Source organism: Flammeovirga sp. AWQ4_249 (assembly GCF_056161045.1).
Genome location: NZ_JBSWYJ010000047.1, coordinates 1 through 22,176, shown reverse-complemented (window position 1 = coordinate 22,176; position 22,176 = coordinate 1). Strand labels below are relative to the sequence as shown.

General features: G+C 27.3%; 19 protein-coding genes. All 19 read left to right on the top strand.

Going from position 1 to position 22,176, the window contains the following annotated elements; translation table 11 throughout:
• The first annotated feature begins 5 nt into the window (after positions 1 to 5).
• The 19 genes from ACXAHM_RS22285 (at position 6) to ACXAHM_RS22195 (ending at position 21,964) form a co-directional block, all read left to right on the top strand.
• Positions 6 to 347, top strand: coding sequence for a DciA family protein (locus ACXAHM_RS22285; RefSeq protein WP_474965140.1), 342 nt, complete (start codon positions 6 to 8; stop codon positions 345 to 347).
• 10 nt (positions 348 to 357) lie between these two features.
• A complete protein-coding gene (locus ACXAHM_RS22280) occupies positions 358 to 1,434 on the top strand; it encodes a mannose-1-phosphate guanylyltransferase (protein WP_474965137.1) in 1,077 nt (358 codons plus the stop codon).
• 24 nt (positions 1,435 to 1,458) lie between these two features.
• Positions 1,459 to 2,727 carry a nucleotide sugar dehydrogenase gene (locus tag ACXAHM_RS22275; RefSeq protein ID WP_474965134.1) on the top strand — a complete coding sequence of 423 codons (1,269 nt, stop codon included), beginning with the start codon at positions 1,459 to 1,461 and terminating at the stop codon, positions 2,725 to 2,727.
• A 4-nt stretch (positions 2,728 to 2,731) separates the two neighbouring features.
• On the top strand, positions 2,732 to 3,721 hold the full coding sequence (locus ACXAHM_RS22270) for an SDR family oxidoreductase (protein WP_474965131.1): 990 nt from the start codon (positions 2,732 to 2,734) through the stop codon (positions 3,719 to 3,721).
• A gap of 94 nt (positions 3,722 to 3,815) precedes the next feature.
• Positions 3,816 to 4,877, top strand: coding sequence for a hypothetical protein (locus ACXAHM_RS22265; RefSeq protein ID WP_474965129.1), 1,062 nt, complete (start codon positions 3,816 to 3,818; stop codon positions 4,875 to 4,877).
• A gap of 2 nt (positions 4,878 to 4,879) precedes the next feature.
• Entirely contained in the window at positions 4,880 to 6,277 is a 1,398-nt protein-coding gene (locus ACXAHM_RS22260) for a nucleotide sugar dehydrogenase (protein WP_474965127.1), read from the top strand.
• Between the two features lie 124 nt (positions 6,278 to 6,401).
• Positions 6,402 to 7,520: a non-hydrolyzing UDP-N-acetylglucosamine 2-epimerase gene (gene wecB, locus ACXAHM_RS22255; RefSeq protein WP_474965123.1), complete on the top strand. Its 1,119-nt coding sequence runs from the start codon at positions 6,402 to 6,404 to the stop codon at positions 7,518 to 7,520.
• 10 nt (positions 7,521 to 7,530) lie between these two features.
• The gene (wecC, locus tag ACXAHM_RS22250; protein WP_474965119.1) at positions 7,531 to 8,736 is read left to right on the top strand and encodes a UDP-N-acetyl-D-mannosamine dehydrogenase; all 1,206 of its coding nucleotides are present in this window, start codon (positions 7,531 to 7,533) and stop codon (positions 8,734 to 8,736) included.
• Between the two features lie 659 nt (positions 8,737 to 9,395).
• Positions 9,396 to 10,484, top strand: coding sequence for a DegT/DnrJ/EryC1/StrS family aminotransferase (locus tag ACXAHM_RS22245; protein WP_474965115.1), 1,089 nt, complete (start codon positions 9,396 to 9,398; stop codon positions 10,482 to 10,484).
• Positions 10,485 to 10,486: 2 nt separating this feature from the next.
• The gene (locus ACXAHM_RS22240; protein WP_474965111.1) at positions 10,487 to 11,059 is read left to right on the top strand and encodes an acyltransferase; all 573 of its coding nucleotides are present in this window, start codon (positions 10,487 to 10,489) and stop codon (positions 11,057 to 11,059) included.
• On the top strand, positions 11,056 to 12,177 hold the full coding sequence (locus tag ACXAHM_RS22235) for a TDP-N-acetylfucosamine:lipid II N-acetylfucosaminyltransferase family protein (RefSeq protein ID WP_474965108.1): 1,122 nt from the start codon (positions 11,056 to 11,058) through the stop codon (positions 12,175 to 12,177). Before ACXAHM_RS22240 ends, ACXAHM_RS22235 begins: the two co-directional genes overlap by 4 nt.
• On the top strand, positions 12,178 to 13,590 hold the full coding sequence (locus ACXAHM_RS22230) for an MOP flippase family protein (protein ID WP_474965103.1): 1,413 nt from the start codon (positions 12,178 to 12,180) through the stop codon (positions 13,588 to 13,590). It begins immediately after the preceding gene.
• A 1-nt stretch (position 13,591) separates the two neighbouring features.
• On the top strand, positions 13,592 to 15,319 hold the full coding sequence (locus ACXAHM_RS22225; RefSeq protein ID WP_474965099.1) for an asparagine synthase (glutamine-hydrolyzing): 1,728 nt from the start codon (positions 13,592 to 13,594) through the stop codon (positions 15,317 to 15,319).
• A gap of 292 nt (positions 15,320 to 15,611) precedes the next feature.
• Positions 15,612 to 16,493, top strand: a complete 882-nt coding sequence (locus ACXAHM_RS22220; RefSeq protein WP_474965096.1) for a hypothetical protein — start codon at positions 15,612 to 15,614, stop codon at positions 16,491 to 16,493.
• Positions 16,462 to 17,508, top strand: coding sequence for a glycosyltransferase family protein (locus ACXAHM_RS22215; RefSeq protein ID WP_474965093.1), 1,047 nt, complete (start codon positions 16,462 to 16,464; stop codon positions 17,506 to 17,508). The genes ACXAHM_RS22220 and ACXAHM_RS22215 overlap by 32 nt, the downstream gene beginning before the upstream one ends.
• Before the next feature lie 5 nt (positions 17,509 to 17,513).
• On the top strand, positions 17,514 to 18,746 hold the full coding sequence (locus ACXAHM_RS22210) for an O-antigen ligase family protein (RefSeq protein WP_474965091.1): 1,233 nt from the start codon (positions 17,514 to 17,516) through the stop codon (positions 18,744 to 18,746).
• Entirely contained in the window at positions 18,721 to 19,773 is a 1,053-nt protein-coding gene (locus tag ACXAHM_RS22205) for a glycosyltransferase family 4 protein (RefSeq protein WP_474965089.1), read from the top strand. The genes ACXAHM_RS22210 and ACXAHM_RS22205 overlap by 26 nt, the downstream gene beginning before the upstream one ends.
• Complete coding sequence (locus tag ACXAHM_RS22200) at positions 19,774 to 20,514, top strand: WecB/TagA/CpsF family glycosyltransferase (protein ID WP_474965087.1); 741 nt, start codon at positions 19,774 to 19,776, stop codon at positions 20,512 to 20,514. It begins immediately after the preceding gene.
• A gap of 67 nt (positions 20,515 to 20,581) precedes the next feature.
• Positions 20,582 to 21,964 (top strand): undecaprenyl-phosphate glucose phosphotransferase, encoded by a 1,383-nt coding sequence (locus tag ACXAHM_RS22195; protein WP_474965083.1) that lies wholly within the window; start codon positions 20,582 to 20,584, stop codon positions 21,962 to 21,964.
• The last annotated feature ends 212 nt before the right edge of the window (positions 21,965 to 22,176 follow it).

Genomic DNA, 22,176 nt, shown 5'->3' with positions numbered 1-22,176 from the left:
ATATTTTGTCTGACGATAAAAAATTAAAATATAGATTTAGAAAAAAGACGCCAATTCCTAAAAAGCATGAATCCATTAGTGTAGCTGGTGCGATGCAGGAATTCGTTAAATCTTTAAAAAAGAGTCATAGTTATAACCAAGCGGTACTTGAAAGGATTTGGGAGGAAGAATTAGGTACACCAATTGCTTCAAGAACTGTTAGCTTAAAATTGAGAGGAAAGATATTATATGTTCGTCTTTCTACACCAACACTTAAAAATGAATTAACTATGGCAAGAGAACGTATAGTACAAAAGCTTAACAGAAAATTAGGAGCTGAAGTTTTAGTTGATATTAAGTTTGCATAAAAACATTACCATGAAAAATAACTATGTAGTTATAATGGCAGGAGGAATCGGAAGTCGATTCTGGCCTTTTAGTAGAGAAAAACGCCCGAAACAGTTTCAAGATATTTTAGGAGTTGGTCGTACAATGATCCAGCAGACAGTTGATCGTTTCGAAGCTGTTTGTCCTAAAGAAAATATATACATAGTTACAAGTAAAGAATATAAAGATATTACAAAGGAGCAATTACCTTTTTTATCTGATGATCAAATATTATTAGAGCCATGTCGACGTAATACGGCTCCATGTGTGGCCTATGCAGCCTATAAAATAGCTGAGAAAGATCCTGAAGCGAATATGGTAGTGGCTCCAGCTGATCATGTTATTTTAGATGTACCAGAGTTCCAACTTAGGGTAGAAAAAGCATTACATTATGTAGCTTCTCATGATATATTAGTCACTTTGGGAGTCCGTCCTAATAGACCAGACACAGGGTATGGATATATTCAGGCATTGAACAATGAAAGATTAGAAGTTTTATATAAGGTAAAGACATTTACAGAAAAGCCAAATGAAGAATTAGCAAGGGCATTTGTATTAAGTGGAGACTTTGTTTGGAATGCGGGTATTTTTGTTTGGAATGTAAATGCTATTAAGAAAGCTTTTAAAGCATATCTTCCAGGTGTTCATGAACTATTCAATTCTGCAATTGATTCCTTTTATACGGAGAAAGAAGAAGCTAAAATTGATGAAATTTACCATAGATGTCGCGATATATCAATTGATTACGGGATTATGGAACATGCAGAAAATGTTTATGTGATGCGAACAGATTTTGGTTGGTCTGATTTAGGTACATGGAAATCTTTATATGAACAAGCTCCCAAAAACCAAGAAGAGAATGTATTACAAGGAACTGTAATGGCTTATGAGACCTTCAATTCTATTGTAAAAACGCCAAAAGATAAATTAGTCGTTGTCCAAGGACTAGAAAACTATATTGTTGCTGAGTATGACAATGTGCTTATGATATGTGAAAAGGATCATGAACAGAGAGTCAAACAATTTTTAGCTAATGCTAAAGAAAAGCAAGGAAAGAAATTTATTTAAAAATCAAATTTTAGAATAATTATTATGAATAAAACTATCGGTGTAATTGGATTAGGGTATGTAGGTTTACCTTTAGCTGCTGAGTTTGCAAAACAAAATGTCAATGTTATTGGCTTTGATATTAACAAGACTAGAGTAGAAGAATTAAAAGAGGGAACGGATCATACACTAGAAGTAACAGCTGAAGAACTAGAACAAGCAAAAGCAAACATTACTTATACTTCAGATATTAATGATTTAAAGCAGGTTCAAATATATATTGTTACTGTACCGACGCCAATTGATCAATATAAGACTCCAGATTTAACGCCTCTAGAAAAGGCAAGTGAAACAGTTGGAAAGGTATTATCAAAAGGTGATATTGTTGTATATGAGTCAACTGTTTTTCCAGGTTGTACAGAAGAAGTTTGTGTTCCTGTTTTAGAAAGAGTTAGTGGAATGAAATTTAACCAAGATTTCTTTGCCGGTTACTCTCCAGAAAGAATTAATCCAGGAGATCATGTACATAGAGTTCATAATATTATGAAAGTGACTTCAGGTTCTACACCTGAAATTGCAGAAGAAGTTGATAAAATGTACCAAGTTGTTGTACAGGTAGGTACGCACAAAGCTCCATCTATTAAAGTAGCAGAAGCTGCGAAAGTAATTGAAAATTCACAACGTGACTTAAATATTGCATTTGTCAATGAGTTATCTAAAATTTTTGATAGAGTAGGAATTGATACGTTAGATGTTTTAGAAGCAGCGGGAACAAAGTGGAACTTTTTACCATTCAGACCGGGTTTAGTAGGTGGACACTGTATTGGAGTAGATCCATATTACTTAACGTATAAATCTGAGTCTTTAGGGTACCATCCAGAAGTTATTCTTGCAGGTCGTAGAATTAATGATGGAATGGGTGCACATGTGGCAAGTAAAGTACTTCGTTTGATGATGGAAAAAAATGCTTCTGTTGAAAAAGGTACTAAAGTGTTAATGCTTGGTATTACTTTCAAAGAAGATTGTCCAGATATTAGAAATTCTAAAGCAATTGATGTAGTAAGAGAACTACAGGCTTTTAATTTAGATGTGGAGGTATATGACCCACATGCTGATAAAGAAGAGGTGAAAGAAGAATATGGTATTGACTTAGTTCCATCAATTGAAGGAAAAAAATACAGTGCGGTCATTCATGCAGTTTCACACAAGAGTTTCCAAGAAGAAATTAATTGGGAAGCATTAAGTAAGTCGGGAACTGTTATTTATGATGTTAAAAGTGTAATAGATAAAAAATACATCACAGATCGTTTATAATAGTATGCTTAAAAACAAGAAAATATTAATTACCGGAGTTGCAGGATTTATTGGTTCAAATTTACTTGAACATTTTCTACAACAAGATAATCAAGTTGTTGGATTAGATAATTTTGCCACTGGTAAAAAAGAAAATCTTGTTCCATTTTTATCTTCTGATAATTTTAATTTTATAGAAGGAGATATCAGAAACTTGGAAGATTGTAAAAAAGCAGTTGAAGGTGTAGAGATAATTTTCCATCAAGCTGCTTTAGGTTCAGTACCACGTTCTATTAATGATCCAATTACTTCAAATGATGTAAATGTATCAGGCTTTTTAAATATGCTTGTTGCTGCAAAAGATGCAGGAGTGAAACGATTTATTTATGCTGCAAGTTCATCTACCTATGGTGATCACCCTGATCTTCCTAAGGTAGAAGATAAGATAGGTCGACCTTTGTCTCCATATGCTGTAACTAAATTTGTCAATGAGTTATATGCAGATGTTTTCTCTAAAACATATGGAATAGAAACAATAGGATTAAGATATTTCAATGTTTTTGGGAAAAGGCAAGATCCATTTGGAGCATATGCAGCAGTAATACCAAAATTTGTCATGGCATTGTTAAGTGGAGAAGCACCAACTATCAATGGTGACGGAATGACATCGAGAGATTTTACATACATAGATAATGTTGTTCACGCCAACGAACAAGCAGGTATTACATCAAATCCTGACGCTGTGAATCAAGTATACAATGTAGCATATGGTGAAAGAATAGATTTAAATACTTTATTTAACTATTTAAAAGCATATTTGTCTGAATACGATGAATCCATATCGAATTTAGAACCTAATTATGGTCCAACAAGAGTGGGAGATGTAAGACATTCTTTAGCTTCTATAGAAAAAGGGAATACTTTATTAGGTTATCAGCCAAAATTCAACGTAAAAGACGGTTTAAAAAAGGCATCAAAGTGGTATTTTGAGAATTTAAACCCTAAATCCTCTTAATAAAAGTACATAAAGAATATACAATAAGAATGAAGAGCACATTTTTGATTTCTTATTGTATATTTGTGTCTTGTACTTATCGATATAAATCCAAATGGAAGAAAACAAAAAATCAGACAACTTTTCAAAGCAAACAAATTCGAACAATGATGAAATAGATTTGATCGAATTATTTACATTAATAGGTAATAAAATAAGCTCTGTTTTTAATTCATTCTTAAAAGCTCTATTATCTATCGTTCTTTACTTTTACAATATTATTTATAAATGGAAGGTACTTATTGCCATTGGGATAATATTAGGCGGAGCTATTGGATATATGTCAAAAAATACATCAAAATACTATTCCTCAAAAGCAACTGTCAATTCTAGGTTTTTAAAAGGAGTAGATTTTACAACTGAAATTGGAGAGTTAAATGCTTTATGTACAGGAGAAGGTAGACCAATGTTGGCAAAAGCTTTAAATATTCCATTAGATATAGCAGAATTAATTTCATCAATTGAGGTGTCAAGTTATTTCTTGAAATATAAATTTAACTTCATTGAAAATAAATCATTAGCAGATTCTTTATTGTTAAATTCGTACGATAATGAAACTCGTTTTGAACTAGTTGTAAGTTCACAAGATCCTAACATAACAAAAAAAAATATTCAAGATGGCTTTGAATTTTACTTCAATAATAATGAATATGTAAAGAAGAATTTAGATGTTTATAAAGAGAATCTAAAAATTAAAACCAATTCTTTCGAGGAAGAAAAGAAGGAATTACAAGAGTATAATCAAGCATATAAGAAAATAATTACTTCTCAAGGAGATTTATTACAAGAAAATAAACAACGTAAAACAAGTTCAAATGTAATTTTAATGTCTACTGAACAACAGACAGATAGTTATATTAGACAAAGTGGAGAGCTAGCTTTTGAAGCAATGCAAAAAAGTAGAAAGGCTGAAGATAGTATAGCAGTAATAAGGAGAAAATTATCTTTATTACAGCCTGTTGAATTTGTAAATCGTTTTTCAGAATTTTATACTGTATCTCTTTCTGCAAAAGGAAAAACCGTATTAGGAATGTTATTTGGGTTTTTAACAATTATAAGTTTTGCAATACTAACAGACATCAACTCATTTTTGAAATCAAAAAATCAGATGAAATAAATATGAAAAAAGAAATCAAAAATATTTGTTGTATAGGAGCTGGATATGTAGGAGGACCAACTATGGCTGTTATTGCATTGAAAAATCCTGATATTAAAGTTAATATAGTTGATATTAATGAACAAAGAATCAAAGATTGGAATGATGAAGATTTAGATAAACTTCCAATTTATGAACCTGGTTTAGATAAAGTAGTTGAACAAACTAGAAATAAAAACTTATTCTTTTCTACAGATATTGTAAAAGGTATTCAAGATGCAGACATGATATTTATATCAGTGAATACACCTACAAAAACTTACGGAAAAGGGAAGGGACAAGCTGCAGATCTTAAATATATTGAACTTTGTGCAAGACAAATTGCTGAAGTAGCCACTTCTGACAAAATAGTTGTTGAAAAATCTACACTTCCTGTCAGAACAGCTGAAGCACTAAAAAGTATCTTATCAAGTACAGGTACAGGTGTAAATTTTGAAATTTTATCTAATCCTGAATTCCTAGCGGAAGGAACAGCAATAGATGATTTATTGAATCCAGATCGTGTATTGATTGGCGGAGATAATACTGATTCGGGTAAAATTGCTAAGGATACTTTATCAGCAGTATATGAAGCTTGGGTGCCAAAGGAACGAGTATTACAAACAAATGTATGGTCTTCTGAATTATCTAAGTTAACAGCAAATGCCTTTTTAGCACAACGTATTTCTTCTATTAATGCAATGTCAGCACTTTGTGAAAAGACTGAAGCGGATGTAGATGAAATTGCTAGAGCAATAGGTATGGATACTCGTATTGGTCCGAAATTTTTAAAATCTTCAGTTGGTTTTGGAGGATCATGTTTCCAAAAAGACGTTCTAAATATGGTCTATATTGCTAAATCATATGGATTAGATGAAGTAGCAGAATATTGGGATCAAGTTATTAAACTAAATGATTACCAAAAAAGAAGATTTGCAGATAGGATCATCAAAGAATCGTATAATACAGTATCTGGTAAAAGAATAGCTTTCTTTGGATGGGCTTTCAAGAAAGATACAAACGATACAAGAGAATCAGCTGCAATTTATGTTGCAGATCACTTGTTAGATGAACAAGCAGATATAGTAGTTTATGACCCCAAGGTGACAGAAGAAAGAATTTATGCAGATTTAGAATATCTTAATAATCATTCTTCAGAAGAAATAAGACAAAGAGTTAAAGTTGTTAATAGTCCTTATAAAGCAGTTGAAAAAGCACATGCTATTGCTATTTTAACGGAGTGGGATGAATTTATTGAGTATAATTGGGAAGAAATCTATCAAAGTGTTTTAAAACCTGCAAATGTGTTTGATGGTAGAAATATTTTGGATAAAAATAAACTAAAAGAAATTGGCTTTAATGTTTATAATATCGGTAAATAATTTTTTAAAAGAGTAGAGAAATCTATAAAAATAATTAAGTCAAGTTTTATTAGAAGAACTTGACTTAATTATTTAAAAAAATACGTAATACAAACATGACTAAATTGAATCTAGAAATTAGACAATGAAAAAAATTTTAATTGTTTTTGGGACGAGACCTGAGGCTATCAAAATGGCTCCACTTGTTAAGGAGTTTCAAAAAGATAAAATAAATTTTGATACTAAAGTTTGTGTAACAGCACAACATAGAGAAATGTTAGATCAAGTTCTTGAATTTTATGAAATTGAACCTGATTTTGATCTTAACTTAATGAAGCCTAATCAGAATTTATATTCTTTAACGAGTGATATAATAGTAGGTATGAAAGATGTTTTAGAAGATTTTCAACCTAATTATGTTTTTGTCCATGGAGATACTACGACAACAATGGCTGCTGGTGTAGCAGGGTTTTATTCAGGAGCAAAAGTTTGTCATATTGAAGCGGGTTTAAGAACGTATGATAAAAGAGCTCCTTTTCCTGAAGAATTGAATCGTCAAATTACGGGTAGAGTCGCAGATTATCATTTTGCACCTACTTCAACATCAGAAGAAAATTTATTAAAAGAAAATATTCAAAAGGAAGATGTATTAATTACAGGGAATACGGTTATTGATGCATTGATGTTTAGTGTAGAGAAAGTTAAACAACTGAACGATAATAAGGAAATAGAAAACCTTAAAGCTATTGTTAATCCTAATAAGGATTTAGTTTTAGTAACAGGCCATAGAAGAGAGAATCATGGTCAAGGTTTTCTAAATATATGTTATGCATTAAAAGAAATTGCAGAATCAACTAACGCACAAATAATATATCCTGTCCATTTAAACCCAAATGTACAAAAGCCAGTTTATGAAATATTAGCAGATATTGAAAATGTTCATTTAATAGATCCGTTGTCATATCCTGCTTTTGTTTGGTTGATGAATCAATCGAAATTGATAATTACAGATAGCGGTGGTGTTCAAGAAGAAGCACCATCATTAGGCAAGCCAGTATTGGTAATGCGTGATACAACAGAGAGACCAGAAGCTGTGGAAGCAGGTACAGTCTTATTAGTTGGAACAAATAAAGATTTAATTGTAAAAGAAGCATCCTCTTTACTTATTGATGAAAATAGATATAAGAAAATGAGTGCTTTGCATAACCCATATGGAGACGGTAAGGCTTCAAAAAGAGTTGTAGATTTTATAAAAGAAAAATAATAAAGAGATAATGAACCCTGAAGTAGTAATGGTTGGGTTAGGGTATATTGGTTTACCAACGGCAGCCCTAATAGCTCAAAATAAGGTAAATGTACATGGTGTTGATGTGAACCCACATGTAGTAGAAACAATTAATCAAGGTAAAATACATATTGTTGAGCCTGAATTAGATAAGGCAGTAGCGGAAGCAGTTGCAGGTGGTTTTTTAAAAGCAGATGTAAAACCTGTTGAAGCAGATGCTTATTTAATTGTTGTACCAACTCCTTTTAAAGGGAAAAATGAGCCTGATATATCTTTTGTGGAATCTGCAACAAGGGCCGTTTTACCATTATTGAAAGAAGGAGATTTATATATTATTGAGTCAACATCCCCTGTTGGAACAACGGAGAAAATGGCAAATTTAATTTATTCTGAAAGACCGGAATTGGAAGATAAATTAAACATAGCCTATTGTCCAGAAAGAGTTTTACCAGGTAATGTAATGTATGAATTGGTAAATAATGATAGAGTAATAGGTGGTATTGATGAAAAATCTACTACAAAAGCTTTAGCATTCTATAGTCAATTTGTTAATGGAGAATTACATGCTACTAATGCCAGAACAGCAGAGATGTGTAAATTAGTGGAGAATTCTTCAAGAGATGTGCAAATTGCTTTTGCTAATGAATTATCATTGATTTGCGATAAAGCAGATATTAACGTATGGGAATTGATTAATTTAGCTAATAAGCATCCCAGAGTTAATATACTACAGCCAGGTTGTGGTGTAGGTGGGCATTGTATTGCTGTCGACCCTTACTTTATTGTTTCTGAATACCCAATGGAATCTCAAATCATTGGTAAGGCAAGAGAAATAAATAATTATAAAGCATTTTGGTGTGCAGAAAAAATTCAAAATGAAAAACTAAAGTTTGAATTAGAGCATGGCCGTAAACCTAATATTGCTTTAATGGGTTTAGCATTTAAACCTAATATTGATGATTTAAGAGAGTCGCCTGCTAAATATATCGTTCAAAAGGTTTTGCAAAATGCGAACAATGATAATTATTTTATTGTTGAACCAAATGTTGAAAGTCATAATGTATTTAAGTTGACAAATTATAAGGAAGCTTATGATAAAGCTGATATAATAGCTTATCTAGTTGCACATGATGAATTCAAACAATTAGATCAAAAAAATAAAGTTATTTTAGATTTTTGTGGTATAAACAATTAATCATTTTAAATAAAATATCACATGGATTTATATCCATGTGTTTTTTTATGATTTTTAATTCAATAGAATATTTAGTTTTTTTCCGGTTGTATTGATCGTTTTTTTCTTTTAGGGAAAAAATGCAATGGGTTTGGCTCCTTGGATGTTGTTATTATTTCTATATAGGATGGAATGTGAAATATTCTCTTCTTATATTAAGATCAACAATCATAATATACCTACAGGGAATATTAATAGAGTATCTAAAAAGGGATCGAAAAAAGTTTCAATTATATTATTAAAGAGTTTGGAACTTTTTCTGAATTTAAATTACAAGTATTTAATTTTTCCGCACAAGACTTGAATAAATCATTGTTGGTTAATGGATTTAATATTTCGTATGATTCACTAAGTTTACCACATTTCTCTTTTACAATAAAAAATCCACCGACCGATATTGAAAACTATCATTCATAAAAGTAAAATATTTAACAAAAAATGATAGTATATATCATTTTAATCATTTTTTGAATTTAAAGAAAGGGTCTTTGATTGATAATAAATTATTCTGTATTAAAAGTTTACCAAAGAAAGAAACCAAATTTATCAACAGAATTATGGTTTTATAATAGTAAATATAAAATCAATTCAAATAAGAAAAAGTTAATTGTGAAATAGATATGATAAATGTAACAATGCCATTTTTACCACCTAAAGAAGAGTTTAATAAGCTAACTGATGGTATATGGAAAAGAAATTGGCTCACTAATAATGGACCATTAGTTAATGATCTAGAGCTCAACTTAAAAAGATATCTTGAAATTGACCATTTATTATATCTGACAAATGGAACAATAGCACTTCAAATTGCAATTAGAGCCCTTGATTTGAAAGGTGAAATTATTACCACTCCTTTTTCTTATGTTGCAACTACTTCTAGTATAGTTTGGGAAGGTTGTACTCCAATATTTGTAGATATTGATCCTGAGTCATTGAATATCGATTCTACAAAAATTGAAAATGCAATAACAGAGAATACATCAGCAATATTAGCAACACACGTTTATGGTAATCCATGTAATATTTCAGAAATAGAAAAAATAGCTAAAAAGTATTCACTTAAGGTAATATATGATGCAGCACATTGCTTTGGTACAAAGTATAAAGGAAAGTCTGTTTTGGAGTATGGTGATATTAGTACAATTAGTTTTCACGCTACTAAATTATTTCATACTATTGAAGGAGGAGCTGTAATAACTAAGGACAGTAATCTATTAAAGAAAATGTCTTTTTTGAGAAATTTTGGTCATAATGGACCAGAAAGCTTTGAAACAATAGGTATTAATGGGAAAAATTCAGAATTCCATGCAGCAATGGGGCTTTGTAATTTAAAATATGTAGACGATATAATTAACAAACGAAAAACTGATTCGAGAAAATATGATGTTTGGTTAGATAGAAAAGATATTAAAAAAATTAATATTAAATCTGATGCAGATTTTAATTATGCTTATTATCCTGTGATCTTTAGAAATGAACAAACGTGTAAAGATGTATTTGAAGAACTAAAAAAATATGAAATTTATGCTAGAAGGTATTTTTATCCGTTACTTTCGGATTTGAATTATATTAGGGATAATTATGAAAATGAATTGAAAAATGCAAATTCAATTTCTAAGAGAATTTTATGTTTGCCTTTATATTTCCAGTTATCATCATCAGAAATTGATATGATTTGTAGGATAATATTAAGGGTATTAAATAATTAAGAATGGGATTTCTATCAAGAGAAAAATTAATTAATCTAGGATTCAAAGATCTAGGAGAAAATGTATTAATATCAGATAAAGCATCAATTTATGGAGCTGATAGAATATCTATTGGATCAAATGTTAGGATTGATGATTTTTGTATTTTATCAGCAACATCATCATCAACGCATTTTGATATTGGAAGTTATATACATATTGGTTGTTATTCGTCCTTAATAGGAAAAGGAAATATAGTTTTAGAAAATTTTGTTAATATCTCATCAAAGGTTGCTGTGTATTCATCCTCAGATGATTATAGTGGTGATTTTTTGACAAATCCTATGATTCATGAAAAATTCACGAATGTATATTCAAATGAGGTTTTTCTTGGTAAACATGTTATAATTGGTTCTGGCTCAGTAGTAATGCCAGGTATTTCTATATTTGAAGGTGCAGCTATTGGTGCTTTATCATTTGTAAATACTAATTGTAAAGAATATACTATCTATGCAGGAACTCCAATAAAGAAATTAAAAGAGAGAAAAAGAAACTTAATTAAAAAAGAATTATTTTTTTTAAAAAATAACAAGTGATAAAAAGAATTTTACATATTGCGAATGATGAAAAGTTTATTGATTTTGTTATTAATTCTTTCAATAATAATAATCAATCAAAAAATGAATATTTTATTTTTTCAAATTCAGATAATTTAACATATATAAAGAATGTAGATGAAGTTAAATTAGTACATCAAAATATTAAATTATTTGAAGAGAATGTAATTTTGGCTGATTTAATTTTACTTCATAAGATGTCAGAGGAAACATTGATTTTTTTAGAAAAACTAAACAACAATAAAAAAATTATCTGGTTTCCTTGGGGAGTAGATTTTTATGAAAAACATGAAAAATTGAAATCTAAAATTCTGTTAAATAAGACGAAAAAATTATTTCAAAGAAATAATAAAAAGAAAATAAAGAATGAAATAAGAAAAATTTTATCTTTTTTAAATATTAAAAAAGAATTTTATCAACGGCAAGAAAGTATTCTTCATAAAATTCAATATATCGCTCCTGTAATTAAAGAAGACTATGATATAATATTAAAAACTTATAATAATTCTTCGCATATAAAATACCTACCATTTATTTACGGGAATGTTAACACTTTAATTAATAAAGACTTTTCGGTAAAAGGAGATAATATCCTTTTGGGTAATTCTGCTTCATATTCAAATAATCATATAGAGGCAATAGATTTATTATCAAAAGTTAAACTAAAAGGAAAGATTCAAACAGTTTTAAGCTATGGAAATAATGTATATGCAAAACAAATAAATAATTATGGTCATGAAAAACTAAAAGACTCTTTTAGTTCTTTATTAGAGTTTATTACACTTGATGAATATTTAAATATTTTATCAAAATGCGAATTTGTAATAATGAATCATACAAGACAGCAAGCTATGGGGAATATTTATGCAATGTTATACGGAGGTGCTAAGGTTTTTTTAAGAAATGAAAATCCTATTTATTCATTTTTAAAAAGAAACAATATAATTGTGTTTGATCTTTCTATGCTTCAATCTGGAACAGCTTTTATTCCTCTATCTAAAAAAGAAAAAGAGAAAAATAAAAAAAATATTGAACAGATTTTATGCCCTGAAAATACTATTAACTTTGTTGGAAATATTATTAATTGTGCTGAGTAAATGTCACTGAAGGAAAAAATAATAAACAGCACAAAATGGACTACTGTTGCTACAATTTTAATTTCACTTTTTGCCATTTTTAGATTATCTATTCTTTCTAGGTTATTACCAAAAGAAGATTTTGGAATAATGGCAATAGTTATGTTAATATATGGTTTTGTTAACCTGTTTACTGATTTAGGGTTGACTCCAGCTATGTTACATAAACAAAATATTTCAAAAGATGAATTTAATAGTTTATTTTGGATTAACTTATTATTTAGTTTTATCTTGTTTTTTTTAATATTATTATCAACTCCTTTTATAGTTGATTTTTATCAAGTTTCAGAACTTGGAATTCTAATTCCTCTTATATGTTTAAACTTGATAATATCCTCTATTGGAAAACAATATAAAGTATTTTTTCAAAAAGAATTAAATTTTAAGAAAATATCTTTAATTGACATATTAGGTGCACTTTCTTCTTTGTTTACAGCTACAGTGTTAGCATATCTTAACTTTGGGGTTTATTCTTTAGTATTTTCGATATTAATACAGTTTTTTATAGTAAATATAATTTATTTTATTCTTGGACAAAGTGAAAATAAATTAAAATTACATTTCAAAACGAATGAAGTATTACCTTTTTTAAAAATAGGAGTTTTTCAAACAGGTAGTGAAATATTAAACTACTTTAATAGAGATTTTGATATATTAATAATTGGGAAAATACTTGGCCCAGACTTATTAGGAAGTTATAGTTTAATCAAACAGTTAATAAGAAGACCTTTGCAAATAATAGACCCTATTGTTACTAAGATAGGAGTTTCATTGTTACCTAAATTTCAAGATAATGAGGAGCGATTAGTATCATTAGTGAAAACTATTTTTGAAAAATTACATATAGTTAACCTTTTTGTATATTCTATTACAATTATTTTTTCAGAAGAATTAATAACAATTTTTTATGGTAATGATTATGTAGATATGAGTCTTGAGTTAAGAATATTTGCAGTTATCGTTTATTTAAGAAGTATATCAGGACAAATTTCTTTATTAGTAATAACAAAAGGTAAAACAGATATATCATTGTATTGGAATATTTTTACTTCATTTTCAATACCATTATCAATTTTTATAGGGGTCAATTATTTTAATTTAGTCGGAGCAATAGTTTCTCAATTAATAATTCAATTATTATTAATTGTACCATTATGGTATATTTTTTATAAAAAAATGATAAACTATTCTTTTTCAAGTTATTTTAAGCCTCTTATATTAGCAGTTTTTATTCAGTTGGCTTTATTATTAATAAATTTGACTATTGATGATATTACAATTGAATTTAAAACCATTGAATTAGTAATGTTTATATTTTTATACTTTGTTTATATTTACTTAATCGATAAAAAAGTATTTAAACTTAAAATTTAATATGCCTGGATTTTTTTGTTTTTTAGATAAAAATCGAAATAACTATGAAGTAAATGATTTTCATTCTGTTAATGATAATTTTTTAATTCAAGAAAAAAAACACAATAAATTTGTTGCTAAACAAAAGACCTTAAAAAAATTTTTAGATGATAAAATATTTTATGAGGATAATGATATTATTTGTCTTTTGGACGGAGTTATTTTTAATAAAAATATTTTATCTGAAAATGATTCTTCTTGGGAATCTTTTTTTGTGAAGAATATAAAAAAAAATAAAAATGGTTTTTTGAATAAATTACGAGGTACATTTTGTGGCTTTATTTATAATAAAGTAACATCAGAAATATCATTCTTTACAGATCAAATAGGTTCTAAGCATATATATTATTTTATAAGTAATGATGTATTTGTCTTTGGAACAGATATAATAGACTTATATTCATTTAAGAAAAAGAATAACTTTCAGATAGATTTAAATGAGCAAGGGGCATATATGTTGTTGTCTTTTGGTTTTATGTTAGATGATAATACCTTAGATTTAAATATAAAAAAAATATTACCAGGTTCAATAGCGAATTTTAAAGAAAATAATCTTGAAATATCAAAATATTATTCTTTAAATAATCAACCTGTGATAGGGAAATCAAAAAATGAAATAGTCAATCAACTTGACTTTTTGTTTAGACAAGCTATTAAAAGACAGTTTAATAAAGATAAAGAGTATAATTATAAACATTTAGTTGGACTTAGTGGAGGATTAGATTCTAGAATGACAACTATCGTTGCTCATGATATTGGATATACTTCTCAGTTTAATTATACATTTTCTCAATCAAATTATTTAGATGAAATAATTCCTAAGCAAATCTCTTCAGATTTGAAGCATGAGTGGATATTTAAATCATTAGATAATGGTTTATTTTTGACCTCAATAGATGAAGTTACAAATATTACTGGTGGTAATGTATTATACTATGGATTGGCTCATGGTTTAAGTTTATATAAATATCTAAATTTTAATCAATTTGGTTTAGCTCATACAGGACAGTTGGGAGATGCAATTATTGGTACTTTGTCGAAAATTAACAAACATGATAGAGAAATAAATTATCATGAAGGTGCATATTCTCAATTTTATTTAGATAAGGTTAATTTTGATAATTTAAATAAAGAATATATAAATCAAGAAGATTATTTATTAAATCAACGAGGTTTTTCAGGAGCAAATAATGGTTTGTTGGGTGTGCAACAATTTACAGAAACTTTTTCACCATTTTATGATATAGATTTTATAGAATACGTACTAAAAATACCTTTAGAATATAGATATAAGCACAAATTATATAAAGAATGGATAAATAAAAAATATCCATTTGCAGCAGACTATATTTGGGAAAAAACAGGATCTAAACCTTACATTGATAAATATCTAATAAAATATAACAATAAAGAGTTAGCAGTTAATGATATACCTAAATTTATTTTTAATAAAATTAGACCACCAAAAGGTGATAAAACAAAAGAACATATGAACCCTTTGAATTATTGGTATAACAATAATAAAGCCTTAAAAAGTGAATTAGATAATTATTTTAATAAAAACATTAATTTATTACTTGACTATCCAAAATTGAAACAAAATTTGGAAGATCTTTATAATAAAAATATGCTTGAAAAAGTAGAAGCTTTAACGTTAGTTTCAGCTTGTAAAATTTTATTGGAAGAATAATATGCTTAATTTAAATTTAAAAAGAATAAATAATAAGTATTTTTTTTACTTTACGATTGCCATTATTGCAATATTTAATTCTTCTAAGTTCAATGTTATCACTTTTGGGTTTTGTTGTTTATTATTTATTATTTACATTTTTATAAATAATAAAATTCAGTATAAGTATAATAAATGGTTAGTAATTTACAGTATTATATACCTTCCTTTTTTTATTTATGGTTTAAAAAACCCAGATTTCCATATTGATTTTAAATATCACCTTTTTATACTACTATATTGTATTATCTACTTGAATACTGCTCATAGAAAACTAGATATTAATAACCTTGTTAAGTTGTTGTATTATCTTAATATCGTGATATTTGTAATATATGTTTTCTTATTTTTTTTTAGTAAAAACCATAACATTTATTCTCAAACTGATCTAGCAGGAGGTTATTCTTATAGAGTTTCTGGCCCAGATTTAATATCTTTTACTTTATTTTCTTTTTTATATATAGTTACTAATCGAAAAATAGATAAACAATATTATATAAATGTAATTTTAGGTTTAATAACAATTTTATTAAATGGTTCTTTACAGCACTTTGTAGTCTTTACACTAACATCATTTATTTATATATCTACATTTTTAAATTTTAAAACTCTTTTATCTATAATGATTGTAGGGGTGGTTTTAATGTTATTAATTATACCATATTTGAATGAAAAACAATTAGATAAAATAACTTATATATATCACCCATGGGATTATCCTACTTTCAAATACCGTATTTGGGCTCTTAAAGAAGTAATTCATAATTCTAGAAATACTTTTGTTACAATCCTCTTCGGTGAAGGAGTTGGCATAAAAACTACTTATTTTGAACCCAATATTACTTCACCAAGTTTAAGTAGATATCGAACTTTTTTAGAAATTGATAATGGGTTCTATTATGTATATCATAGAGGAGGATTAGTATTCTCTATGTTTTTTTTAATTACTCAATTTGCTTTTATTTCGATATTACCAAACTTTCTTTCAAAAGTTGTGTATTTGATGATATTTATAGTAACAAATACTCTTTCGATACATTATTTTACTACATTATTCTACATTAACTTTGTATTATTTAGTTATTCAATTGTAAATAATAAAAATGAAGAAAAAAGCAATATATATAGTTCCTGATATAAACAAAGTATCTGGAGGTCCTAGAACAAGAATTACATCTTTTAAAAAAGTATTTAGAGAGCATAATGATTTTATTATTGAGGGAAAAGAAAAAATAAAACTTACATTTAAAAGTATCTTTGAATGTGAGTTTTATTATGTTGAAAGTGCTTCAAACAGAATTTCAATTGTTGATTTTTTCAATTTATTGTTACTTTTTCTTTTGAAGAAAAAAATTATTGTCTTTATACGCGATGTGTATATTGAAGCATTTCCGAATGAATATTATAAAAATTATAGAAATTTATTGACCTTAATACTTAATAAATTTTCAAATTTTTTTTTGTCAATGGTCTCATATAAAATGGCATTCCCAACAATAGATATGGGAGAATTTTTCTTTGGAAAAAATATGATTTATCCAAAAAGAAAAATTATAGAATTACCCCCAGGGACTAGCTATACTAATAAAGAAGATATCTTAATTACTTCTAAAAAAAAGGATACCCTCGATGGGGTTGTTTATCTAGGGTCTATCTCATATAAAAATTCTGGTTTTGAAACTTTTTTAAGACTTTCAAAAAAGATGAAAAAGAGTTTTAAATTTTATGTTTTATCGAATGATAAAAATATACATAAATATAAAAAAGATTATCAAGAAATAATTTTTGATGAAGTGCCATATGATAAAATACCTTCGTATTTCAAGAAGAATAATATAAAATTATCAATACATACTAGGCCTAGAAATTCATATGACGATATGACTTTTCCTATTAAAATTTTAGATTTTATTAATTTTAAAACTCCTTTTATTACTTTGAGGCACAAACCAATTGAAAATTTGTTAGGTAAGGATTACTCATTATTTTTAGATAAATTCGAAGATGATAAACTTGGTAGTATTTTACAAATGCTAAAAAATAATGATGACCTATATAATGATTTGTATTACTTTTTATCAGATATTAAAGTAAATAATTCATATGAACAAAGATACAATATATTAACTCAAAGCTTTGTGACTGACTAAGAATAATGAATACATTAAATATATCAATTAATAAAAATAAAATATTTGAGTTTTTTTTAGCTCTATTTATTATAACCATACCATTGTGGAGAGAAATAAATACATTTTTTTTATGGCCCCTTTTGTTATCATGGATAATATTTATACCGACGATTGAAAAAAAAGAAAACTTTCAACTTTTTAAAAAACAGATTGCTTTATTTTTAATCTTTTTCTTTTTGTTTGTAATAAGTTTATTTTGGACTAAAAATATTGAAAGAGGGCTTTTATATTTAGACTCTCATTTTGGTTTAATATTTATTCCTTTGATTTTATTATCAATCAATAATAAAAGGTTATCATTAAAAAGATTTTTAATTTATTTAGGCTTTGGTATTAATATTTCAATTATAATTTGTGAGTTTAATGTTGTTGCAGATATCATTAATAGTCAAGATCCATTGGAACAAATGCAATATTTTTTTAAGTGGATTTATATGGATTGGAATTTTGTTCGGCCATTAGAAATACACCCAACTATAATTTCAATTATAGTGAGTTTTTACTTGATATGTATAATATTTTATTATCAAGATTTTAATTTTAAATCCCATAAATTCTTTCTTATTACTCAATATTTAATTTGCTCGTTATTTCTTTTTCAAGCAAGTAGTCGTATATCTCTACTTTCAGTTACTTTTTTAATTGTTTTTTTTCTAATTAAAAAAAATGATATTGGCTTATCTATACTAATATTAATATTTACATCTTTAACTATTTTTATATTTTATAAATATGGTCTATTTGATTTTGTTTTTGTGAAATTTTCTAAAATAACATCAAATGGAGAGATTACTTTTGAAAGATATTTTAGATGGAAAGGTATTATTAATGAATTTCTTTTAGATAAAAAATCAATCTTTTTTGGTTTAGGTCCTGGAGATACTAGAGTGTTATACAATAAAACTTATTTATTAAATGATTTTCAAGAAGCTTTAAATGGTAATTATAATGCACATAATCAATTCCTTGAGTTATTTGTTGGTTTAGGACTTATTGGAGTTGTAATATATATATTAATATTAATCTCTATTTTTAGAAAATCAACAATAAACGGATTGTCTTTAATATTTTTTATTTTCTTCGTAGGATTAAGCTCCACTGAATCATTTTTAGATAGAAGTAAAGGAGTTTTTATCTTTTGTGTATTTTATTCTATAGTTTTACAGTTAAATGAAAAAAATTCTTGTAATATCTAATATGTACCCTTCTGATTTAAATGTAAGGTATGGAATATTTGTAAAAAATTTTTATAACTCTTTAAAATCAGAATTTATATTAAATAAAATTGTATTGACTTATAGTGAGAATTTAATTTTTAAAATTATTAAATATGTTACTTTTTATATTAAGTTAATATACAAGAGTCTAAATGAAAGTTTTGATTTAGTATATGTACATTATCCATTGTTTGTATCACCAATTTTATATTTTTTTTATCGAGATAAAAAAATAATTTTAAATTTTCATGGTACAGATATATCTTTTAAAGGTTTTCATCGTCAAGTTTTAGGTTTCTTTTTACTTAAAGTAATACATAGAGCTGAGAGGATTGTTGTACCCTCGTACTATTTTAAAGAGAAAATAAAAACAAAGTTTTCAATTGAGGATTCTGATGTTTTTGTTTACCCTTCAGGAGGAGTAGATAAATCTAAATTTTCTTTTTTAGAAAAATCAGAGCTTAGAAATTCTCCACCTGTATTAGGTTTTATTTCAAATTTTATTTCTTCAAAAGGCTGGAAAGATTATTTAGATATATTTATTCAAGCTGATTATGAAAAAATAGAATTAAGAGGAATTATGATTGGAAATGGTATTGATAAAAACAAGATAGAAAAATATATCTCAGATAATAAAATAAATGTTCAGGTCATTTCAAACTTACCCCAGGATAAACTGTATAAATATTATCAACTATTTGATGTATTTATTTATCCAACAAAAAATGACTCATTAGGATTAGTAGGATTAGAGTCTATGATGTGTGGAACACCTATTATAACCACAGATGATGTCGGACCATCAAGTTATGTTGATCATGCTATAAATGGGTTTAAATATTCTTCCAGAAACCCTGGAGAGTTATTTAAGCTTGTCAAAGATTATTTTAATTTAGATATATTAGAAAGAAAGAAAATATCAAATAATGCTTTTCTTAAAGCTTTGGATTATTCAAGTGAAAAATCCAGGGATAATATTGTGAATTTTCTAAAAAAATGTCCTTAAATGTTTAATTCAGTTAATCTATTTGGAATAAATATAGCATGTGTTTCTTTTAAAGAAACATTAGACTATATAAAGATAACTATTTTTGAAAATAATAAAATTAATCATACTGTTGTAAATGCAGGTAAAATAGTGGCTATGCAGTCAGATCGTGAGCTTTTTGAAAGTGTTACTGAAGCTGACATAATTAATGCAGATGGTCAAGCTGTAGTTTGGGCTTCAAAAATACTTGGAAAACCATTACCTGAAAGAGTTGCTGGAATTGATTTAATGGAAGGTTTAGTAAAAGTTGCTTATGATGAAAATTTTAAAATTTTCTTTTTTGGTGCAAAAGAAGAAATAGTAAGTAAAGTAGTTGAAAATTATTCTCAAAGATACTCAGAAGAAATAATTGCGGGGTATCGTAATGGTTATTTTAAAAAAGAAGAAGAAAAATCTATAGCACAAGAAATTGCAAATTCTGGAGCTAATATCCTTTTTGTAGCTATTAGTTCTCCTACAAAGGAAAATTTTTTATATCAAAATAGAGAAATTTTATCTAAAGTGAATTTTACCATGGGAGTAGGAGGTAGCTTTGATGTTGTTGCAGGAAAGGTAAAAAGAGCTCCATTATGTATGCAAAAAATAGGATTAGAGTGGTTTTATAGATTTTTACAAGAACCAAGAAGAATGTTTAAACGTTATTTTGTGGGTAATTCAAAATTTATTTTACTTGTATTCAAAGAATTATTAAGGAAATAATACATTTATTATAAATTTATAAAAATATTATTTCCTATTTTTGCTTGTTAAAATATAGTCAATTATTATGACAGGCAAATCAAAATATCTGCAACCTTTCAACTTTACACTTGATCTTGCATTACTAAACTTATCTATTGTTATTGCGACAATTTTTAAGTTTGATAGTATTTCCCCTTTAATAGATCAAGAACCTTATACTTTGCTATGGATTTTTGCTAACCTAGCTTGGATCATCATATCTCTATCTTTAAAACCTCATGCTTTTCATAGAACACAAAGGGTAGCTAAAGTTTTAAGAAGCTATAGTTATGCTCTTATTTGGCATGGAATGGCAGTTTCTACTTTTGTAGTGGGGATTAAGTTTGCAAATGTTTCAAGAGAGTTTTTATTAGATACTTATCTTATTTGGACGCCTATTATTTTCACAGTGAAAATTTTAGGAATATATTTAATGAGAATGTATCGTCGTCAAGGCTTCAGTTATAAAAATGTGGCAGTTCTTGGTTATGGTCCGTTAGCTGTAGAAGTTAGAAAGTTTTTTAGAGTTCACCCTGAATTTGGATTTAGATTTTTAGGTTTCTTTGATGATAAATCAACAGAGATGCATGTGAAAGGTAAACTTTCAGAATTTAAATCATTTGCAATAGAAAATGATGTCAATGAAGTATACTGCTGTATTCCTTATATTGAGTATGAATTAATTCGCGAACTTATTGATTGGGGAGAAAGTCATATGATTAAGGTTAAGCTTATTACTGACTTTAGAGGGTTTGCTTCAAAAGGAATTACCTTAGAGAGATATGATGAAATACCAGTATTAGATATTTCACCAGTTCCTTTAGATGATCAGCAAAATCAACTTGTAAAAAGAATTTTTGATATGGGCTTTTCATTTTTTGTGATTCTTCTATTAATGTCTTGGTTAACTCCACTAATGGCTCTAATCATAAAATTAGAATCTAAAGGTCCTGTTTTCTTTAAACAAAAAAGAACAGGTAAGGATGGTAAAGCCTTTTGGTGTTATAAGTTTAGGTCGATGGCTGTAAATGCTGATTCAGATGCTAGACAAGCTACAAAAGGAGATATGAGAATCACTAAGGTAGGAGCATTCATACGAAAAACATCTATTGATGAACTACCTCAGTTCTTTAATGTATTTATAGGTAATATGTCCGTAGTAGGTCCAAGACCACATATGTTAAGACATACTGAAGAATACTCAAAAGTAGTGGAGAAATTTATGTCAAGACATTTAGTAAAGCCAGGAATTACAGGTTTAGCTCAGGCGAGAGGCTATAGAGGTGAAACTGAAAATGATGCTTATGCTATGAAAGGTAGAGTGAAACTTGACCGATTTTATGTTAATAATTGGAGTTTATGGTTTGATGTGCAAATCATTTTTGATACCGTAATGGGTATTGTTAATGGAGATGAAAAAGCATATTAAGATAGTTTGAATATAAAACTAAAAAGCCTTTTAAAGTTTAACTAATTGACTTTAAAAGGTTTTTTTCATTACAAAATTTTCAATAACACAATGCATCGTTTCGATTTTTCTAAAAATAAAAGCAATCTGTAGAAAATGTCATTAAATATTTGTAAATAAATATGTTAGAGTATAATATTGTATATATATAATAAGAAATAGAGTAATTCGAC